Raw genomic sequence first — 18,545 nt, 5'->3', positions numbered from 1 at the left:
TATACAATTAAGAAAAGCTATTCGCATAATATGCCAAAAACGTATAAATTTATTACACCTACGCATGACATCTGCCGCTGTCGCGGACTTTTGCTGAAACAATCAAACTCCATTATTTACCTCTTGTGCGAGTGAATACTTAGAGATTGAAAAGCAAATTTTATAAGCAATACCATTATTGAAATGAAATATACATGTATGCATTGTACGACTTTTTCACGCATACAAGGAGTGGATAATTTTGGATTCAGGTACACATTTCGTTATGGGAATAGCACTCGGTGGTCTAGCTTTAGCCGACCCTGTAGTCGCCAATCATTCAATGACTTTTACTGCTGTTATGGCTGGTACCATTATTGGCTCACAAGCACCTGATGTTGATACTGTATTAAAACTACGCAATAATGCGATTTACATTCGACATCATCGTGGTATTACACATTCAATACCAGCAGTAGCCTTATGGCCGATCTTAATTACAATCGTGTTATCACTAATTATTCAGGACGCAAATGTGTTACATTTATGGCTTTGGACATTTCTTGCTGTAGCTATTCATGTTTTTGTTGATATTTTCAATGCATACGGAACACAAGCTATTCGCCCATTCTCTAGAAAGTGGGTAGCCCTTGGTGTTATTAATACATTTGATCCGATTATTTTTTCCCTACATTGCCTTGGAATATTACTATGGGCATTCGGGGCAAATCCAGTCTGGACATTTAGCGTCATGTATGGCGTTATAGTTGTCTATTATTTCTTTAGATTTGCTGTTCAAAAAGCAGTTAAAAAAGCAGTGCACAGTACAATTCAAGATGAAGATTATGTCATTGTAGCGCCTACGATGCGATTTTTCCACTGGCGCATCGCCGCGAAATCGAAAACGCATTACTATGTCGGCTGTGCATATGGGCGAACTGTTAATATTTACGATAAATTCGAAATCAAACCATTGCCAAAAACGCCTACTGTTGAAGCAGCAATGAAAGACCCTAATCTTGCTGCCTTTGTATCTTTTTCACCATTGTATCGTTGGGAAATTTCCGAGCTTGAAAATGGCTTAACAGAAGTGAGGTTAATTGATTTACGTTATCGCAGTGACAATCGCTATCCTTTCGTTGCAGTTGCTCATTTGAACGAAGACAACGAAATTATCACCTCATACACTGGTTGGATTTTTACCGAGGATAAACTTCAAAAAAAATTACAAATTGGCGCAAGCAATTAACGAATAAAGCCGGAGTATCCTAAAAAGGGAACACCGGCTTTGTTATGTTTTTCCTATTAGTTATTGTACCATATCATCACTTGCATCTAGTAAATGAGCGTATTTTGGATTGCGCCCTGCAAATTGATGGAGTTTATCGCCGTAGCTTGCAATTAATTGGCGCACTAAATTTTCCGTATAATCCGCCCCACGATAATTATAGCCAGCTTTGGCAGATGTAGATTCAAAATCACTCCATAAAAGCTCAATCCATACACGTGCACGCCCTGCTGACATTTGAGGATTTTTCTCTAGTAATTCTGCTGTTAGTTTATCGATTTTTTCTTGCATTTATTTCCCCGCCTTTATCGGTGATAAAATCGAAACTGGCAACGCTTCCTGATATTTATCGCCCCCTAGGCGATGACCCCATGCAAAACGTCCTTTTAAATAATCCACTTGGAAATAGTTATTGTCCGAGCCATCGATTCTGTACATTTCTCCAGGGACAATTGTATCTAAATCAACTAAATAAGCCGCTGCCATTAAAGCTTTACGCTCGTACACCGCAAATTCATTAAGTATACCCAGCTGTTCTGCCTTGCGTGCCTTCTCTTTTAGCTTCGCTACTTCTTCTCGTAGTTCATGCTCTGTCATTGCAGCATAGTTTTTTTCACTCATTCCCCATTCTCCTTCTCTTCAATAAAACGATCTATCACTTCTACAGGAAATCCTTTTTGATAAAGCGCCTGCTTCGTTTTCATTTTTAATTCATAACCAGTATACTTCGACACATACTTTTTCCAAACTTTTTCGCCTTGCACATCGAGCAAGGACTGCCATTCATCTTCAGCTTGTTCAATTTCAACCTGTCCAAGCACTTCATCTACAATAGAAAAAGAATATCCTTTTCGCATAAGGTAATCTTGAATTTTTGCCTTAATTTGCGTTGGTGTTTTCTTCTTTTCAGAACGAATTACTTTTTCAGCAAGCTGTGTTGCAAGCTTGACTTGCTCCTCATGGCTATATGTTTCAAGCACCTCATCTTGCAAATTTTTATCAATCCCTTTTTTAATGAGATCTTGTCGAATTGCTCGAGGGCCTTTTTTCATCGTAGCTTTTTTTGTATCAAGCAATGCTTTCGAATAGGATTCATCATTTAAAAATCCATATGATTTTAATTTTTGAATCGCTTCCAATATCACTGCTTCTCCAAACTCTAATGAGCTTAACTTTTTCTTCACCTCATGCTCACTACGCATTTGATAAGATAGAAAATTTAGCCCTTTATTAAATGCTTTACGAATTTCATCTTCATAGGCAATTTCCTGAATATCAAATTCTTCAAGCACCTTACCTTTTGTCAGACCAAACTGTATTAAAATCGCTTCGTCTACAGGAAAAGCGTATTCCTCGTTCAAATATATATTATAGCGTTCTGGATTATTTTTTTGACGCGCAATTTTTGTAATAACACGCATAGCGAAATCACCTCTTTGCTTAATCATTATAACATCTTTTTCTTTTTTTCTATCTTTGTGTATAGTTGAGTTACATCTATTGGTAAAAGGAGGGGTTTTTATGAAAATTGTCATTGCTGGTGGTACTGGTTTTGTTGGGCAGGCTTTAACGAATTTGTTGCAACAACAAGGTCATGAGTTATTCGTTTTATCCCGTAGCAATTCTAGATATGAAAACGGTATTCATTATGTACAATGGCTAAAAGATGGCGCACGACCAGAAAAGGAATTGGATGAAGATATCGATGCTGTCGTTAATTTAGCAGGAGTGTCATTAAATGATGGGCGTTGGACAAAAAAGCAAAAGAAAGCCATATATACAAGCCGTATGGAAGCTACGCTAGAAATTGTACGTATTATGGAGCAATTTAAAGAGAAACCTAAAGTACTTGTCAATGCCAGTGCAGTTGGAATTTACCCACCTTCCACAGCGGCTACCTATAGTGAAAACGTTAGCGACTATGCAAAAGATTTTTTAGGTTGGACCGTTCACGATTGGGAACGTCATGCGAAGCGAGCTGAAAAATTAGGTATTCGCGTAGCACTTGCTCGTTTTGGTGTGATTTTGGGTCGGAACAGCGGCGCACTTCCCTCCATGCTTTTGCCTTATAAATTGCATGTTGGTGGTACGATTGGCTCAGGTGAACAATGGCTCTCATGGATACATGTAGAAGATGTTGCGCGGGCTATTTACTTTGCCATTAACAATTCATCAATTCGCGGACCATTTAATGTGACCGCTCCACACGCAACACGTATGAAGGAATTTGGTCAAACAATTGCACAAGTAATGGGACGCCGTCATTGGATGCCAGTCCCTAGTTTTGCCATGCGTTTAGCTCTCGGAGAACAAAGTATGCTCGTTTTAGAAGGACAGCATGTATTACCAACTGTTTTAGAAAAACAAAATTTTGAATTTAACTATCCTTATTTAAAAGAAGCACTTGAAAATTTATTATAAAATCCGTGCGCAAAGTGAAACAAGAAGCAGGATAAATTTTTGAAAAGAACGCATCCTAAAAGAAAAGGAAAGGATGCGTTTTTATGTGGAAACAACATATTGTAGGTGCAGTAATTGCTACTTTTATTATTGCCGCAGCAATAAGCATTAATCCATACTTTGCCTCAGGCTCGGATGAATATCATTGGGGCATTAAACGAGCAAAGAATGGTGAACCTGCACAAGCAGGAGCACAGCTTGATAAACTACTCGACCAATATGGAGCAATTTATAAAGGAAAATCCGATAAAAAAGTGGTTTATTTAACATTTGATAACGGGTATGAAAATGGCTTTACCGAAAGTATATTGGATACATTAGAAAAGGAAAAAGCACCAGCAACCTTCTTTTTAACTGGCCATTATTTAGATAGCGCAGGTGACCTTGTCAAGCGTATGGTGCAAGACGGTCATACAATCGGTAACCATTCTTACGGTCATCCGAATATGGCAAAGTTAACGAGAGATGGTATGCGTGCAGAATGGCGTAAGTTTGATGGTAAATTACGTGAATTAACAGGCATAGACCGTACAACTTATGCTCGACCACCAGAAGGAATTTTCAATGCGAAGTTGTTAGAGGTTGGCAATGCAGAAGGTTACCGTCATATTTTCTGGTCTGTCGCTTTTAAAGATTGGCTAAAAGATGAGCGCCGTGGAGCAGATTATGCTTATAATGCGTTAATGGAGCAACTTCATCCTGGCGCTGTTATTTTAATGCATACAGTAGCGCAAGATAATGCGGAGGCCCTACCTTTATTCATTGCTGAAGCGAAGAAGCAAGGCTATACTTTTTTATCGCTTGACGATTTAGTATTGGAATATGAAGATTTCCCTGTCACTATGCAATCGTCCACTCCTTAGTTATAATGGGGAGATGACATCAGCATGTTATCAATACCTACGTGCTGAACAAAGTTAAAGGACGTGGATCGCTTGACGCAACAAACAACGATGGAAGTGGGACAAAAATTCCCATTAACTATAAAAAGACTTGGTATTAATGGCGAGGGTGTTGGCTTTTATAAACGCAACGTCGTCTTCGTAAAGGGCGCTATACCAGGAGAAGAAATTACCGCACAAGTGACGAAAACACAACGCAATTTCGCAGAAGCAGATATACTTGCTATTCGCAAAGCATCTCACTTTCGTCAGGAGGCACCGTGCCCTGTTTACAATGAATGCGGTGGCTGTCAGCTTCAACATATGACATATGAAAAACAGCTAATTGAAAAACGAGATATCGTGATTCAAGCGTTAGAACGCTATGCTAAGCCTTTAGCAGAAAGCGTAGAAGTTCGTAACACACTTGGTATGGACAACCCTTGGAATTATCGCAATAAAAGCCAATTTCAAGTACGCAAAGAAGGCAAACGTGTCTATGCAGGGCTTTTTTCAGAAGGCAGCAACAAGCTACTGAATATTAATGATTGCCTTGTACAACATCCCATCACTTCTAAAATTACTGTAGCAACACGTAAAATCTTACAAAAGCTAAATATTACGATTTACGACGGTCGTACGCTCGATGGTTTAGTGCGTACGATTGTTGTACGTACAGGCATTCGAACTGGTGAAACACAAGTGGTCCTTGTGACAACACGAAAAGAAATTCCTCACCTTGCCGAGCTTATCACACGCATTAAAAAAATCGATCCAAGTATCGTATCGATTGCACAAAATATTAATCGGGAAAAAACATCACTTATTTTTGGTGATGAAACGATAGTTCTTGACGGCAAGGAAACAATACATGAGGAGCTTGGGGAATTAGCATTTGACCTATCTGCTCGTGCATTCTTCCAATTGAATCCAACACAAACAGTATATCTATACAATGAAATCAAAAAAGCAGCGGCATTAACAGGCACTGAAACCGTTGTGGATGCCTATTGTGGAGTTGGTACAATCGGTTTATGGTTAGCGGATAAGGCGAAAGAAGTTCGTGGTATGGACGTCATTCCAGAAAGCATTCAAGATGCACGCAAAAACGCGCGTAACCATGGCTTCAAACATACGAAATATGCAGTCGGCACAGCTGAAAGTGTTTTAGCAAAATGGCGTAAAGAAGGCTTCACGCCAGATGTTATTACAGTAGACCCACCACGCACAGGACTTGCACCAGAATTTATCCGCACTGTCCTTAAGCTAAAACCAAAGCGTTTTGTCTATACATCTTGTAATCCATCTACATTAGCAAAAGATCTACAGGAATTATCAAAGCTTTATGATGTTGAATATATCCAACCAGTGGATATGTTCGCTCAGACTGCTCAAGTCGAATGCGTCGCTAAGCTTGTGTTGAAAAATAAATAAATTGGAGCATCTCAATTAGTTTTGAGATGCTTTTTTATTTTAATAACATAAAACTGCTCCTTTCGCGGGATTACTTTCTTCTTCCGCGGAATCACTACCTGCTTTCGCAGAATCACTGCCCGCTTTCGCGGAATTACCACCCACTTCCGCGGAATCACTACCCTCTTTCGCGGAATCAACGCCCTTTCGCGGAATTACCACCCACTTTCGCGGAATCACTGCTCGCTTTCGCGGGATCATCACCCACTTTCGCGGAATCATCACCCGCCTCCGCGGAATCACTACCTGCTTTCGCGGAATCACTACCCGCTCCCGCAGGCATGGAATTATTATCTAATTGCTTTTAACGAAGCTTGTCTGTATAATGTATTTCTAGGTGCCAAACCTACGTGGCATGGACGGAACATCCGTGTCACACCGAAAAACGCCATTACAGCACGGATTTGCTGGGCGTTTTTTGTTTTATGAGCGGGAGATGAGCCCCGCTCTTTTATTTTGTATATAAAAGCGACCATGACATTAAACTGTCAATGGTCGCTTATTTTTATTTTTTCCGAATACGAGTAGAACTGTCGCAACACCTAGCAATAGAAGTGCTACAAGTAAAAGGAAGCTATAGTTTTTCACAAACTCTAAATACACTCCACCTAAAAATGGTCCTGTTAGACTACCGATACTTAAGGCAATACCACAAAGTAGGTTTCCAGTTGGTAGCAACTCTTTAGGCGTTAAATCAGCCATATATGTAATACCTAGAGAAAACATCGAACCGACTAATGTACCAGCACAGAAAAACACGATGGCTACAGCCATTTGCGAGTGCTCTAAAAAACTAGCAATACTAAAAAGAATAGCGCCTCCAAATGATCCGAACATCAGAATGTTGCGTCGCCCTATTTTATCTCCCAATGCACCAAGTGGCACTTGCGTTAAAATCCCTCCAAATGTAAAGACAGATAAAATAATCGGAATCATGTTAACATCAAAACCGATACGTAAAGCGTAAACTGGAAATAAAGCGTTTAATGAAGATTCTAAAAAGCCGTAAACAAACGGACCTAAAAATGCTATCCATCCAAATACAATTGCCACCTTATAACGATGCCATCCTCGTGCCTTCATATCACCCGTTAAACGCTCTGGCTTTTCATTGCGTAAGAAAAATACAAATGACCAAGCTATTAAGCACATTATAGATGACACAATAAACGGCAATGCCTCTGCAATTTTTATAAGCTGTACCATTAATGGCCCTACCGCAAAGCCCATGCTAAACGATAAACCATAAATAGCCATTCCTTTACCTAGGCTCTTATGATCAGATGTACTCGTAATCCATGTTTGCGTAGCATAATGTAGCGCATGATCTCCAACACCTATTAGTAAACGTAATACAAACCAAAATGTGACGCTTTTCCATAAAGGAAATACAATAAGTGATACAAAGACGAATGCTCCGCCGATTAAAATGATTGGTTTGTAGCCCCATTTTCGTAAAGGCTGTTCGATAAAGGGTGAAATTAATAAAGTTCCTATGTATAGTCCCGTCGCATTTAGACCATTTAAAGCGGACGATACACCATCACGCTCAAAAATAATCGAGATAAGTGGCAATAGCATCCCTTGTGAAAACCCAGATATAGATACGATTAACACTAAAATAGTAAATCTTTTTTTGCTGTAATCTGAGAAGTAATTCATTTTTTCCTCCAACTTCAAGTCATCTTCCACATTACAGCATACCAAAAAGCCTTAGCGCTCACCACATGTGATTTTACGCTAAGGCCTAACTAACACTTATTATCATTCAACTTGTATAAACACGATTTTCGGCTTTTTTATTTGCCTATTACTTGTTTAAACTCCCTCCTTTTCGAGTTAGAGTTCACCGTTTTGTACCATCAGCTCCTTTACTATTTCTTAAAATAACTTTAACATATACAATCAATATTGTAAATATTCTGTCTATTGATTTTTAAAAATAATCGCTAAGTCCTAGGTGTTAACCTAGGCATTGAAATTTAGTCCCAAATCAGCTACTATGTAAGGGACGAAATGAGGTGTATGCATGTCAAAGCCAATCACGGATAAAGAACAACAAGTGACTTACTTAAAGGAACGTCTTGAAATGTTTTTAGAAGTATTAGATGCCATCGACCCAGAAAAGACTGAATTACAAGATATTGATCGTTTAATTCAAATGATGGATGATTTAGAAGATAAAATGGAGCAATTCAACGCTCGTGAACAATAATACCAATGAAAAGCAAGCGAGCAATCTATGCTCGCTTGCTTTTTAATGACAATCCCAATTGTACACTACATTGCTAAAATCTCTATTTTTTAGTTCTTCCTCTGTAATGAAGAAATTGCCAACACCACAATCTCCCCACATAATATGATCGCCTTCACTATCTATTTGAAGTAACATCGTTGTTGAATCTGTATAATCACCGTATGCTCTAGGGTCTTCCTGTGTGAAGAAAGGATATCCCCCCATTTTGTGTCCATCACCAGTTAATACATCATATAATACATCTGTCAGCTCCTCATCTTCTTCAGTAGCTTCTACGATGCTTGCATATAATTCATTACTTCTAAAATCATCCATAGATAAAGGTTCATATTTTGCTTTAAAAGACAAGCCCATTTCCTTTTCTACTGGAAAATACATTTCTTCTTCTGCACTTTCTATAAATGAAAAATCTTGAATAAGCTGCGATTCATCGTTGACGATTGTATCGTGGAAAATAACTCGAAAACCATTTTGATTTTTCCCATTATCGAAATCCATTCCTAATACATCATCATAACCATCAATATAAAATTGCAATATCCCCTCATTAGGGAAATGAGGTAAATGCTTAGGTACATCTGCAAAATTAATTTGTGCTAAAAGCTTTAATGGTTGTTGGTCCTCATTTTTTGGATATTCCTTAGAAAGTGGAAAATACGGATTACCTGCAAACTTACTTTCAAATAATGTCGTTTCCTTTTCTTGCGTTTCAATTACAACAACAGGTTTCATTGTTCCTTCTATTATATTTCGAAATTGCTCAACTTCCTTTGGTAACTTCAACGATATTGTTTCAGACATGAAATATCCTCCTTAAAGTAAAGTTAATTCTATTTTAGAACAAATGTTCCTAATAATCAATTACTATTTTCTTTGAACATTTAAAGGTTTATCAGTAAACATTACACATTCTATACTAATAATCGCTAATTCCTACCACAATTAGATGGACTCTTTTTTTCATTAGTGGAAAAGAGTATAATGGTTCGTGGAAATCATCAAATTTTCATTGGGGGGCAATATCAAAATGAATCTTCAAACTTTGGAGAAAAGTCTTTACAATTTAATTACTGAAACATCAACAAACTTACCAAAAGATGTACGTCGTGCCATTAAAAAAGCTAAAGAAGCTGAAAATGCTGGTACTCGCGCAGCAATGAGTTTAGAAACAATCTCAAATAATATTATTATGGCAGAAGACAATGTATCACCAATCTGTCAAGATACTGGTCTACCAACATTTAAAATCTACACTCCTGTTGGCGTAAACCAATTAGAGATTAAAGAAGCGATTAAAAAAGCGATTAACGATACAACTGCTGATGCAAAATTACGTCCTAATGCCGTTGATTCTTTAACTGGTGCAAACAGTGGTAATAACCTTGGTGATGGTCTGCCAGTTATGAAATTCGAGCAATGGGAAAAAGATTATATTACGATTAAATTAATTCTTAAAGGTGGCGGCTGTGAAAACAAAAACATCCAGTATAGCCTACCATGTGAACTAGAAGGTCTTGGCCGTGCTGGTCGTGATTTAGATGGTATCCGTAAATGTATTTTACACTCTGTTTATCAAGCACAAGGACAAGGCTGTTCTGCTGGCTTTATCGGTGTAGGTATTGGTGGCGATCGCTCTTCTGGATACGATTTAGCAAAAGAACAATTATTCCGTCATGTAGAAGATACAAATTCAAATCCTGATCTTGCAAAATTAGAAGAATATGTGGTGAAAACTGCAAACACATTCGGAATCGGTACAATGGGCTTCGGTGGTGAAGCAACTTTACTTGGCTGTAAAATTGGCGTAATGCACCGTATTCCCGCTTCATTCTACGTATCTGTAGCATATAACTGTTGGGCATACCGTCGTATGGCAGTTGATATTAATCCTGAAACAGGCGAAATCATCAACTGGCACTACCAAGAAGGTGAAAAAATTACATTTAAAGAAGATGAAGAAGTTGCTGCAACAACAGATGAAACTTTAACAAATGTAGTAGAGCTAACTGCTCCAATTACAGAAGAACAAATTCGTTCACTTAAAGTAGGTGACGTTGTAGCTATTACGGGCCGTATGTACACTGGCCGTGATGCAATTCACCATCATTTAATGAGCCATGATGCACCAGTTGATCTTAACGGTCAAGTTATTTATCACTGTGGTCCTGTAATGGCTAAAGATGAAGAAGGTAACTGGACAGTGAAAGCTGCTGGTCCAACTACTTCTATTCGTGAGGAGCCATATCAAGGCGATATTATGAAAAAATTCGGTATCCGTGCTGTTATTGGTAAAGGTGGTATGGGTCCAAAAACACTTGCTGCTTTAGGTGAACATGGTGGTGTTTACTTGAATGCAATTGGCGGTGCTGCTCAATACTACGCAGACTGCATTAAAGGTGTAGATGGTGTAGACTTAATGGAATTCGGTATTCCAGAAGCTATGTGGCATTTAAATGTTGAAGGGTTCACAGCTGTTGTAACAATGGACTCTCACGGTAACTCACTTCACGCTGATGTGGACAAATCTTCTCTAGAAAAACTTGCTCAACATGCAGAAAGAGTTTTCTAATCTAGCAAAACATTTTTCACATAAAAGATTTATCTAATGCGCACACAAAATATAAAGGCACAGAATATTCCTAGAGAATATACTGTGTCTTTTTCTGTTTTAACACATGTTCAAGATGGGTAAAACAATAAACAGTTTGTTGAACACATTATTATATTTAATTATGATTGGTCCTATTCCATTACCTCGAAAAGTTATTGCTTTCATTTTCCAAAAACCTTTGTTATAATAATTCTAAATTAGAAAAGACGTAAATGAAAGTGATTATCAACTACACAAATGTTATTACTTCCTTATTTAATAAGGGTTTTGATATTGATTTTCATTATCAGGGGGGATATAGATGGAATACTCTAATCGAGAAAATATAAGTTTAATTGAGAATGTAAAAGAACATGCTGAACTAATTGCTGCCGTAATGGCAGGATTATTTATTTTGCTTGCATGGCGTTTAGATTCAAATGATCAAACAACAGCTTCTGTCTTATTATATATTGTTGCTTTTTGTGTCGGAGGATTTGCTAAAGCAAAAGAAGGCATTGAAGAAACACTAGAAGAAAAGAAATTGAATGTAGAACTACTAATGATATTAGCTGCAATCGGTTCAGCAGCTATTGGCTATTGGACAGAAGGCGCAATTCTTATTTTCATATTTGCTGTTAGTGGTGCTCTCGAAACATATGCTATGAACAAAAGTCATCGCGAAATTTCAGCACTTATGAATTTACAACCTGAAGAGGCTTGGCTAGTACGCGGCGGATTTGAACCGTTGAAAGTTGCTGTCTCTACATTAAAAATTGGCGACCATTTACTCATTAAACCAGGTGAGCGGGTCCCAGCAGACGGTATTATTATTAAAGGACAGTCGTCTATAGATGAATCAGCAATTAGTGGTGAGCCATTACCTATTGCCAAATTAAAAGGTGATGAAGTATTTGCAGGGACAGTTAACTTAAATGGTGCCATTACGATGGAAATGACGAAACCAAATTCCGAAACATTATTCCAAAAAATTATTATGCTTGTACAAAATGCTCAAAGTGAAAAATCACCTTCACAGCAATTTATCGAAAAATTTGAAGGCACTTATGTGAAGTTCGTATTACTATCTGTAGCGCTTATGATGTTCCTTCCCCACTTTTTACTCGGTTGGGATTGGACGACGACATTTTATCGAGCAATGGTGCTCTTAGTTGTTGCCTCCCCTTGTGCTCTCGTTGCCTCAATAATGCCTGCAACATTAGCAACTATTTCAAATGGTGCTAAAAACGGTGTGCTATTTAAAGGTGGCTTGCACTTAGAGCATCTAAGTGTATTACGTGCATTAGCTGTCGATAAAACAGGGACTCTTACACAAGGAAAACCAGTCGTTACTGAGTTTATCGTGCGCGAAGGCATTAATCGAGAAGAAGCATTAGCACTTCTGGCAGGTATTGAAGCACAGTCCAATCACCCATTAGCCCAAGCAATTACAAGCTACGCAAGAGCACAACATATTTCACAGTTTGCGCAAGCTACGATAGAAGATATCCCTGGTTGGGGCATGAAGGGCTATGTTAATGAAACAGAGTATCTTATTGGTAAACCTGATTTTGTAGGTGAGAATGAAGCCAATGCTTTTGCGAATAACGCTTTAGCAAAGCTTACTTCAGAAGGTAAAACGGTAATTTTCATGCGTGACAAAGAAGGCATTGTCGCACTTGCTGCTTTAAAAGATACGGTTCGTGATGAAGCAAAAAAAGCCGTCTCATTATTAAAAGAATTGGGCATTGATGTCATCATGCTTACTGGCGATAATGAAAAAACAGCTAAGGTTATTGCGAAAGAAGCTGGCGTCACAGAATACGTTGCAGAGTGTCTTCCCGATACAAAAGTTACGGAAATGAAACGTTTACTTAATCAACATAACTTTGTAGGGATGGTTGGTGATGGCATTAATGACGCACCTGCATTAGCAACAGCTACTACAGGGATTGCCATGGGAGAAGGTACGGATGTTGCTTTAGAAACAGCAGATGTTGTGTTAATGAAAAATGACTTATCAAAAATTGCTTATGCAGTACGCCTATCCCGCAAAATGCAACGAATTGTTAAACAAAACATTTTCTTTTCAATCGGTATCATCGTCTTGCTTATTGCCTCGAACTTTTTACAAGCTGTCGATTTACCACTAGGTGTTATCGGACATGAAGGTAGCACAATTCTTGTTATCTTAAACGGCTTACGAATGCTTAATAAAAATGTATAGAAAAAAGCGCTGAAGTGCCAGGCACTCAAACAATTTACCAGACACTCTGTGATTTACCAAGTAAAAATCCACGGAGACTCCTGCGGGAACAGCAACAGTTGTAAGACGTAACAAGGTTGCGGCTTACACTGTGCCCGCGGAAAGTGTAGTGGATTTTTACGGTTGAGGAGCTGAAGCGTGAAACAACGGCAGTTAAATCTAAAAAGATTGAAGGGTGGTCTCAAACCGAGACCACCCTTTCTCATTATTTGATAGCACCTTCCGCTTTTAGCAAGGCTCTTTTTTGCATGGTGGCATTTAACACACCACCAAAAATTAAAATCATCCCTGTAAAATACAGCCATAGCATTAAAATAATAACGCCACCAATACTACCGTATGTAGCAGAATAGTTTCCAAAGTTACTAATATAAAAAGAAAAACCATATGTCACAACGAGCCAAGCAAGCGTTGAAAAAATGGCACCTGGCCATACACCCATAATTTTTAATCGCGGGCTTGTATTTGGTACTAACCAATAGATTGCCATCAATACTAAAAAGATAAGTAATGGTGGCATGGACCATCGAATATTTCGCCAAAGAGATTCAAACTCATCTTCAATGTTAACAATCGAAAACAAGAAGTGTCCAATTTGTTGCCCAAAGACAGGTAATAGAAGAGCTACTGCAATTACAATTACTAAAGCAATCGTAAATACAAGGGACAGTCCTCTGTCCACAAAACCTACCCTACCTTCAGTATCGTAGGCTTTATTTAGAGCTCTTATTAACGCATTTATTCCTTTTGATGCAGACCATATCGTCCCAAGTACCCCGATCGATAATAAACTACTATTACGATTTGTTAATACTTCTTTTAGTGTACTTTCAATCAGCCTATATACTTCATCAGGCATTAAATTGACTAAAAACGAATAAACTTGCGTCGTCTCTAGGTTTAAGTATGGCAATAGGGTAACAAGGAAAATTAATAGGGGGAAGAAAGAAAGTAAAAAGAAATAAGCAAGTTGTGCGCCAAGAGCTGATATTTCAACACGTTGTATGCGAAGCATTAAATCTTGAATAAAGCCCTTCGATGTCATCACATCTACCGCATCTTCATCTGGTGAGAAAAACGATTTCACCTCACCAATCGTTGAATGTATTGATGCTTTTCTCTTTTCCATTTAATCCCCTCCGTTTAATACAGCTTATTCTTTATCTGGTGAAGTAAAAGCTGATTTGGTATCACTAATCATACCTTGAATTGTAGAAGGCAATTCTTTAAACTCATCAACTTTCTCGGCTAGCGTGTTCACATTTTCTGATACGCTATCGCAAAGTACTTTTGCTGCTAACACCTTTTCTTCAATGAGGTCTTGCAATTCACTTCGATGTGAGGCGTAATAAGATACCGCTTCTTTCATTTTTTTTGTTGTAGCGACTGTTTTTTCTCGTGTAGTTCGATCAAACATGCTTATTGCAGCTCCTACAGCTGCCCCTACAACGATTGATGCTAATAATTTACTTTGTCCCATATTTTATATACCCCCTGCTTGTTTAATGATATTCCCATTTTTAAAATAACTAAACAGCTTACTGCCCTTATTCTACCCAATAACAGTGCATTTTTAAAGCAACGCCCAATTACAGTGTTGACATTTTTTTTATTCAATGAAATGATATTGGCTAGGATTATGAAAGGTAGGTTTAATTGAATGGATTTATCAGTACCGTCAAAAGAAAACGTTATTTATATGGTCGAACAAATGAAAGATAAGCTCCGCATGGTAAACGTAGATGCTATGAAATCAGAGAATTTTGATGAAGCAAATTATGAAGATTTAGTCTATCTGTACGAAATGGTAATGAAACGTGACACATTTAGCCCAAGCGAAATGCAAGCTATCGTTGCCGAATTAGGGTCTTTACGCAAATAATGGTACAGGCATTAAAAAAGCTATTAGCAAGGACTTCAAGTCTTTCGCTAATAGCATTTTTTAATTACTGCGCGTTTATCGCAGCAGAACCGTCTTCAGCAACAAGTGGTTGAATTAACACTTCGACACGACGATTTTTTGCACGACCTTCAGCCGTATTATTTGGTGCGATGGCTTTATATTCACCATAACCTTTTGCACTAAAATAAACTGGATCAAGATTTGAGTTACTATCCACTAAAATTTTCAAGAAGTTCACAGCACGCATAACCGATAATTCCCAGTTTGAAGCAAATTCAGGACCTGTTTGAGGCACGTTATCGGTATGACCAGTAATGACAATACTACGAGCAGGATCAGATACTAACACACCTGCAAGTTCCTTAGCTATTGTATTATACTCCGGCTTAATGGTTGCTCTCCCTGAGTCGAACAAGATGCTATCTCGAATTGTTACTAGCAATCCTTCATCAGTCATTTCAGTTGCAAACTGACCTTCCATCTCATTTACTGCGATAAAATTATCTACACTATCTTTAATTTCAGCTAACTCCTGTTGATCCTTTAAATACGCTGAGTTTTGCTGTGGCTGTTGCGGTGTTTGGTCATTATTTGCATCAGGCGTTGGCAGTGGCGATGGCTGTTCTAAAAAGCTCGTACCACCATCAAAAACCTGATTAAATACTGCTGACATTCGATCTAACTTTTCTTGGTCAACTGAACTGGATGCAAAAAGTACGATAAATAACGCTAGTAATAACGTTAAAATATCAGCATACGGTACTAACCAAGACTCATCAATATGCTCTTCATGCTTTTTTTTCTTAGCTTTCTTTGCCAAGGCCGCCCGCCCCGCTTTCACCCGAAATTTGACGACGCTCTTCCATCGTTAAATAAGAAGATAATTTTTGTTCAATAACACGTGGAGCTTCTCCTTCTAAAACAGAAAGGATTCCTTCAATCATCATACGTTTTTGCTTCACTTCAACCGCTGATTTACGTTTTAACTTATTGGCAAATGGATGCCATAATACGTACCCTGTAAAGATACCTAATAATGTTGCCATGAAAGCAGCTGAAATGGCATGTCCTAACTTTTCAATATCGTTCATATCTGCTAACGCTGCGATTAACCCTACTACCGCACCGAGTACCCCTAATGTCGGGGCATATGTACCTGCTTGTGTAAAAATGGCTGCGCCACTTGTATGTCGGTCTTCCATCGCCTCTACTTCTTCCGTTAATACGTCACGAATATAATCTGCGTTTTGACCATCAATTGCTAATGTAAGACCATTTTTCAAAAATGGGTCTTCAATTTCTGAAGCCTTACTTTCTAACGCTAACAAACCTTCACGGCGTGCTAAATCGGCCCATTGTGAAAACATTTTAATGATTTCAATATCATCCGCTAGTTTTGTTTCTTTAAAAAGAATCTTAAACAGCTTTGGCACCCGCTTTAATTCCTTCATTGGAAAGGCAATTGTTACAGCAGATATTGTACCGAAGATGATAATTAAAATAGCCGCTGGGTTATAAAAGGCACTTAAATTTACACCTTTTAAGACCATCCCTGTTAACAGGGCGATAAACGCTAATATTACCCCTACTACTGACGATAAATCCATTCTCGAACCTCCAAATCTTCTATCCTACTTATTTTCGTCCAATTTTCCATATTTTAAATAAAGATATTATATAGTATAAATGTATTTCACTAATTTTTCGATGAAATAAATGCTTTTTATTCACATTTCGACCATATTTGATTATATTGAATTAAGAATAATACACTAAATTGTCTATAATCGAGAGGGGTTAAGAATTTGTTATTATCATTTGACACAAAATTACTAAGATATGCCGAATTAGCTGTGAAAATAGGAGTAAATATCCAGAAAAATCAATACCTATATATGAGTTGTTCGACCGATAACTTAAAATTAGCAGAAATAATTACTAAAATTGCCTACGAAAATGGTGCAAAACAGGTATTTGTCGATTTATCGGATGATAAACTTGTTCGAACACGCTATGAAAAAGCTCCAAAAGACTCATTCGATTTCTTCCCGCCATGGAAAATACAAGAACGTGAATGGCTTGCTGAACAAGGGGCTGCCTTTTTAAGTATCGTTTCGCAAAATCCTGACCTTTTAAAGGATATAGATCATGAAAAAATTATGACTTTCCAAAAAGCCTCAGGTAAAGCACTAGTAAATTATTATAATATGCTACAGGCAGACAAATTTAGTTGGACAGTTATCGCAGCTCCTTCTAAATCATGGGCTGCTAAAGTATTTCCACAACTACCCGAAGAACAACAAGTTGATGCATTATGGGAAGCCATTTTTACTGCAACACGCATTGATCAAGAACAACCTGTCAGCGCATGGAAAGCTCACGATTTACAGCTACATAATAAAGCTGACTATTTGAATGGGAAGCAATATAAATCCCTTCGCTATACAGCTCCAGGAACAGACTTAACAATTGAATTACCTGAAAAGCATGTATGGACAGGTGGTAGTAGCGTCAATATACAGGGGCAGACATTTATGGCGAATATGCCAACAGAGGAAGTTTTCACAGCACCGTTAAAGACAGGCGCGAATGGCTATGTATCCAGCACGAAGCCTTTAAGCTATGGTGGCAATATTATCAATAACTTTAAATTAACATTTAAAGATGGTCGCATCGTCGATATTCAGGCTGAGCAAGGGCAAGAAATTTTAGCCTCGCTTGTAGCGACAGATGAAGGGGCTCATTATCTTGGTGAAATAGCACTTGTGCCCCATCAATCACCTATCTCGCAATCTGATTTATTATTTTACAATACATTATTCGATGAAAATGCTTCTAACCATTTAGCGATAGGTAGAGCTTATGCATTTTGTATAGAGGGAGGCAAAGAAATGTCTTCGGATGAACTACTGAAACATGGGTTGAATCAGAGTTTAACTCATGTTGACTTTATGATTGGCTCTGCTAAAATGGATATTGATGGAATTACAATTGATGGTCAAATCGAACCAATTTTCCGCAATGGTAACTGGGCATTTTAAGACAATAGTCGTTCCTGATAATATTATTCTAGTCTAGGTATCTTATGGATGTCATAAATTATCCTTACATTTTCCTAGCAACCTATTGTATAATTAATGTAGTTCTTATAGTAGATTATTTAAGTAGAGAGGAGCTTTTATAATGTTCATCACAACTGTAGTTGGCTTCACAGCCGTATTATTAATTTCTCTTGGATTTTTCATTCATTACCTACAAGTTGGCTTAGATTCTAAATCTTCAGTAACTGTAGACCCACTACCAAAAGAAAAATATTAATTCATAATCAAAACAGCTACTTTACGTAGCTGTTTTTTTGCATTTACGGATTGCCTTAGGATTCGCTAATTAACTAAGCAAACTTCTTTTTTTTTCATAAAATTGCATGAATATTGTTATTATTATTTGC

General features: G+C 37.8%; 19 protein-coding genes. 10 read left to right on the top strand and 9 right to left on the bottom strand.

Annotated features, from left to right (window positions below; all coding sequences use genetic code 11):
- Positions 1–241: 241 nt before the first annotated feature.
- Positions 242–1,228, top strand: a complete 987-nt coding sequence (locus JNUCC52_RS16975) for a metal-dependent hydrolase (protein WP_337980395.1) — start codon at positions 242–244, stop codon at positions 1,226–1,228.
- 60 nt (positions 1,229–1,288) lie between these two features.
- On the opposite strand, the gene JNUCC52_RS16970 is transcribed toward JNUCC52_RS16975, so the two are convergent.
- The 3 genes from JNUCC52_RS16970 to recX are packed head-to-tail and all read right to left on the bottom strand — an operon-like array spanning position 1,289 to position 2,688.
- On the bottom strand, positions 1,289–1,558 hold the full coding sequence (locus JNUCC52_RS16970) for a YfhJ family protein (protein ID WP_173479567.1): 270 nt from the start codon (positions 1,556–1,558) through the stop codon (positions 1,289–1,291).
- A complete protein-coding gene (locus JNUCC52_RS16965; protein ID WP_173479568.1) occupies positions 1,559–1,888 on the bottom strand; it encodes a YfhH family protein in 330 nt (109 codons plus the stop codon).
- Positions 1,885–2,688, bottom strand: a complete 804-nt coding sequence (gene recX, locus JNUCC52_RS16960; RefSeq protein ID WP_337982233.1) for a recombination regulator RecX — start codon at positions 2,686–2,688, stop codon at positions 1,885–1,887. Before recX ends, JNUCC52_RS16965 begins: the two co-directional genes overlap by 4 nt.
- A 100-nt stretch (positions 2,689–2,788) precedes the next feature.
- Here recX and JNUCC52_RS16955 point away from each other — a divergent pair, with 100 nt between their 5' ends.
- The 3 genes from JNUCC52_RS16955 to rlmD all read left to right on the top strand — a co-directional run bounded on the left by JNUCC52_RS16955 (position 2,789) and on the right by rlmD (position 6,042).
- The gene (locus tag JNUCC52_RS16955) at positions 2,789–3,688 is read left to right on the top strand and encodes a TIGR01777 family oxidoreductase (protein ID WP_337980394.1); all 900 of its coding nucleotides are present in this window, start codon (positions 2,789–2,791) and stop codon (positions 3,686–3,688) included.
- An 83-nt stretch (positions 3,689–3,771) separates the two neighbouring features.
- Entirely contained in the window at positions 3,772–4,590 is an 819-nt protein-coding gene (locus JNUCC52_RS16950; protein ID WP_173479570.1) for a polysaccharide deacetylase family protein, read from the top strand.
- 72 nt (positions 4,591–4,662) lie between these two features.
- Positions 4,663–6,042 (top strand): 23S rRNA (uracil(1939)-C(5))-methyltransferase RlmD, encoded by a 1,380-nt coding sequence (gene rlmD, locus JNUCC52_RS16945; RefSeq protein WP_337980393.1) that lies wholly within the window; start codon positions 4,663–4,665, stop codon positions 6,040–6,042.
- 519 nt (positions 6,043–6,561) lie between these two features.
- Here the strand turns inward: rlmD and JNUCC52_RS16940 are convergent.
- On the bottom strand, positions 6,562–7,743 hold the full coding sequence (locus tag JNUCC52_RS16940; protein WP_173479574.1) for an MFS transporter: 1,182 nt from the start codon (positions 7,741–7,743) through the stop codon (positions 6,562–6,564).
- A gap of 367 nt (positions 7,744–8,110) precedes the next feature.
- Here JNUCC52_RS16940 and JNUCC52_RS16935 point away from each other — a divergent pair, with 367 nt between their 5' ends.
- Positions 8,111–8,296, top strand: coding sequence for an SE1561 family protein (locus tag JNUCC52_RS16935; RefSeq protein ID WP_173479575.1), 186 nt, complete (start codon positions 8,111–8,113; stop codon positions 8,294–8,296).
- Positions 8,297–8,338: 42 nt separating this feature from the next.
- On the opposite strand, the gene JNUCC52_RS16930 is transcribed toward JNUCC52_RS16935, so the two are convergent.
- The gene (locus tag JNUCC52_RS16930; RefSeq protein WP_173479576.1) at positions 8,339–9,139 is read right to left on the bottom strand and encodes a YwqG family protein; all 801 of its coding nucleotides are present in this window, start codon (positions 9,137–9,139) and stop codon (positions 8,339–8,341) included.
- A 226-nt stretch (positions 9,140–9,365) separates the two neighbouring features.
- Here JNUCC52_RS16930 and JNUCC52_RS16925 point away from each other — a divergent pair, with 226 nt between their 5' ends.
- Together JNUCC52_RS16925 and JNUCC52_RS16920 are read left to right on the top strand one after the other, a co-directional pair.
- Positions 9,366–10,907, top strand: a complete 1,542-nt coding sequence (locus tag JNUCC52_RS16925; RefSeq protein ID WP_173479577.1) for a fumarate hydratase — start codon at positions 9,366–9,368, stop codon at positions 10,905–10,907.
- Positions 10,908–11,250: 343 nt separating this feature from the next.
- Positions 11,251–13,155, top strand: coding sequence for a heavy metal translocating P-type ATPase (locus tag JNUCC52_RS16920; RefSeq protein ID WP_337980392.1), 1,905 nt, complete (start codon positions 11,251–11,253; stop codon positions 13,153–13,155).
- A gap of 244 nt (positions 13,156–13,399) precedes the next feature.
- On the opposite strand, the gene JNUCC52_RS16915 is transcribed toward JNUCC52_RS16920, so the two are convergent.
- Both JNUCC52_RS16915 and JNUCC52_RS16910 read right to left on the bottom strand, forming a co-directional pair.
- Positions 13,400–14,323: a YihY/virulence factor BrkB family protein gene (locus tag JNUCC52_RS16915; protein ID WP_173479579.1), complete on the bottom strand. Its 924-nt coding sequence runs from the start codon at positions 14,321–14,323 to the stop codon at positions 13,400–13,402.
- A gap of 24 nt (positions 14,324–14,347) precedes the next feature.
- Positions 14,348–14,674, bottom strand: coding sequence for a YtxH domain-containing protein (locus JNUCC52_RS16910; protein WP_173479580.1), 327 nt, complete (start codon positions 14,672–14,674; stop codon positions 14,348–14,350).
- A gap of 180 nt (positions 14,675–14,854) precedes the next feature.
- Between JNUCC52_RS16910 and JNUCC52_RS16905 the strand changes: the two genes are divergently transcribed.
- Positions 14,855–15,076: a DUF1128 domain-containing protein gene (locus JNUCC52_RS16905; protein WP_173479581.1), complete on the top strand. Its 222-nt coding sequence runs from the start codon at positions 14,855–14,857 to the stop codon at positions 15,074–15,076.
- 64 nt (positions 15,077–15,140) lie between these two features.
- Here the strand turns inward: JNUCC52_RS16905 and motB are convergent, their stop codons facing one another.
- A complete protein-coding gene (motB, locus tag JNUCC52_RS16900; protein WP_173479582.1) occupies positions 15,141–15,917 on the bottom strand; it encodes a flagellar motor protein MotB in 777 nt (258 codons plus the stop codon).
- Positions 15,901–16,704, bottom strand: coding sequence for a flagellar motor stator protein MotA (motA, locus tag JNUCC52_RS16895; protein WP_173479583.1), 804 nt, complete (start codon positions 16,702–16,704; stop codon positions 15,901–15,903). The genes motB and motA overlap by 17 nt, the downstream gene beginning before the upstream one ends.
- 198 nt (positions 16,705–16,902) lie before the next feature.
- Here motA and JNUCC52_RS16890 point away from each other — a divergent pair, with 198 nt between their 5' ends.
- Positions 16,903–18,138, top strand: a complete 1,236-nt coding sequence (locus JNUCC52_RS16890; RefSeq protein WP_173479584.1) for an aminopeptidase — start codon at positions 16,903–16,905, stop codon at positions 18,136–18,138.
- 142 nt (positions 18,139–18,280) lie between these two features.
- On the top strand, positions 18,281–18,415 hold the full coding sequence (locus tag JNUCC52_RS16885; protein WP_255639589.1) for a hypothetical protein: 135 nt from the start codon (positions 18,281–18,283) through the stop codon (positions 18,413–18,415).
- Positions 18,416–18,545 lie beyond the last annotated feature (130 nt).

The sequence above is a fragment of the Lysinibacillus sp. JNUCC-52 genome (assembly GCF_015999545.1).
Taxonomy (GTDB): domain Bacteria; phylum Bacillota; class Bacilli; order Bacillales_A; family Planococcaceae; genus Lysinibacillus.
The sequence above is the reverse complement of the archived record's forward strand: the minus strand, read 5'-3'. Positions and strand labels throughout refer to the sequence as shown.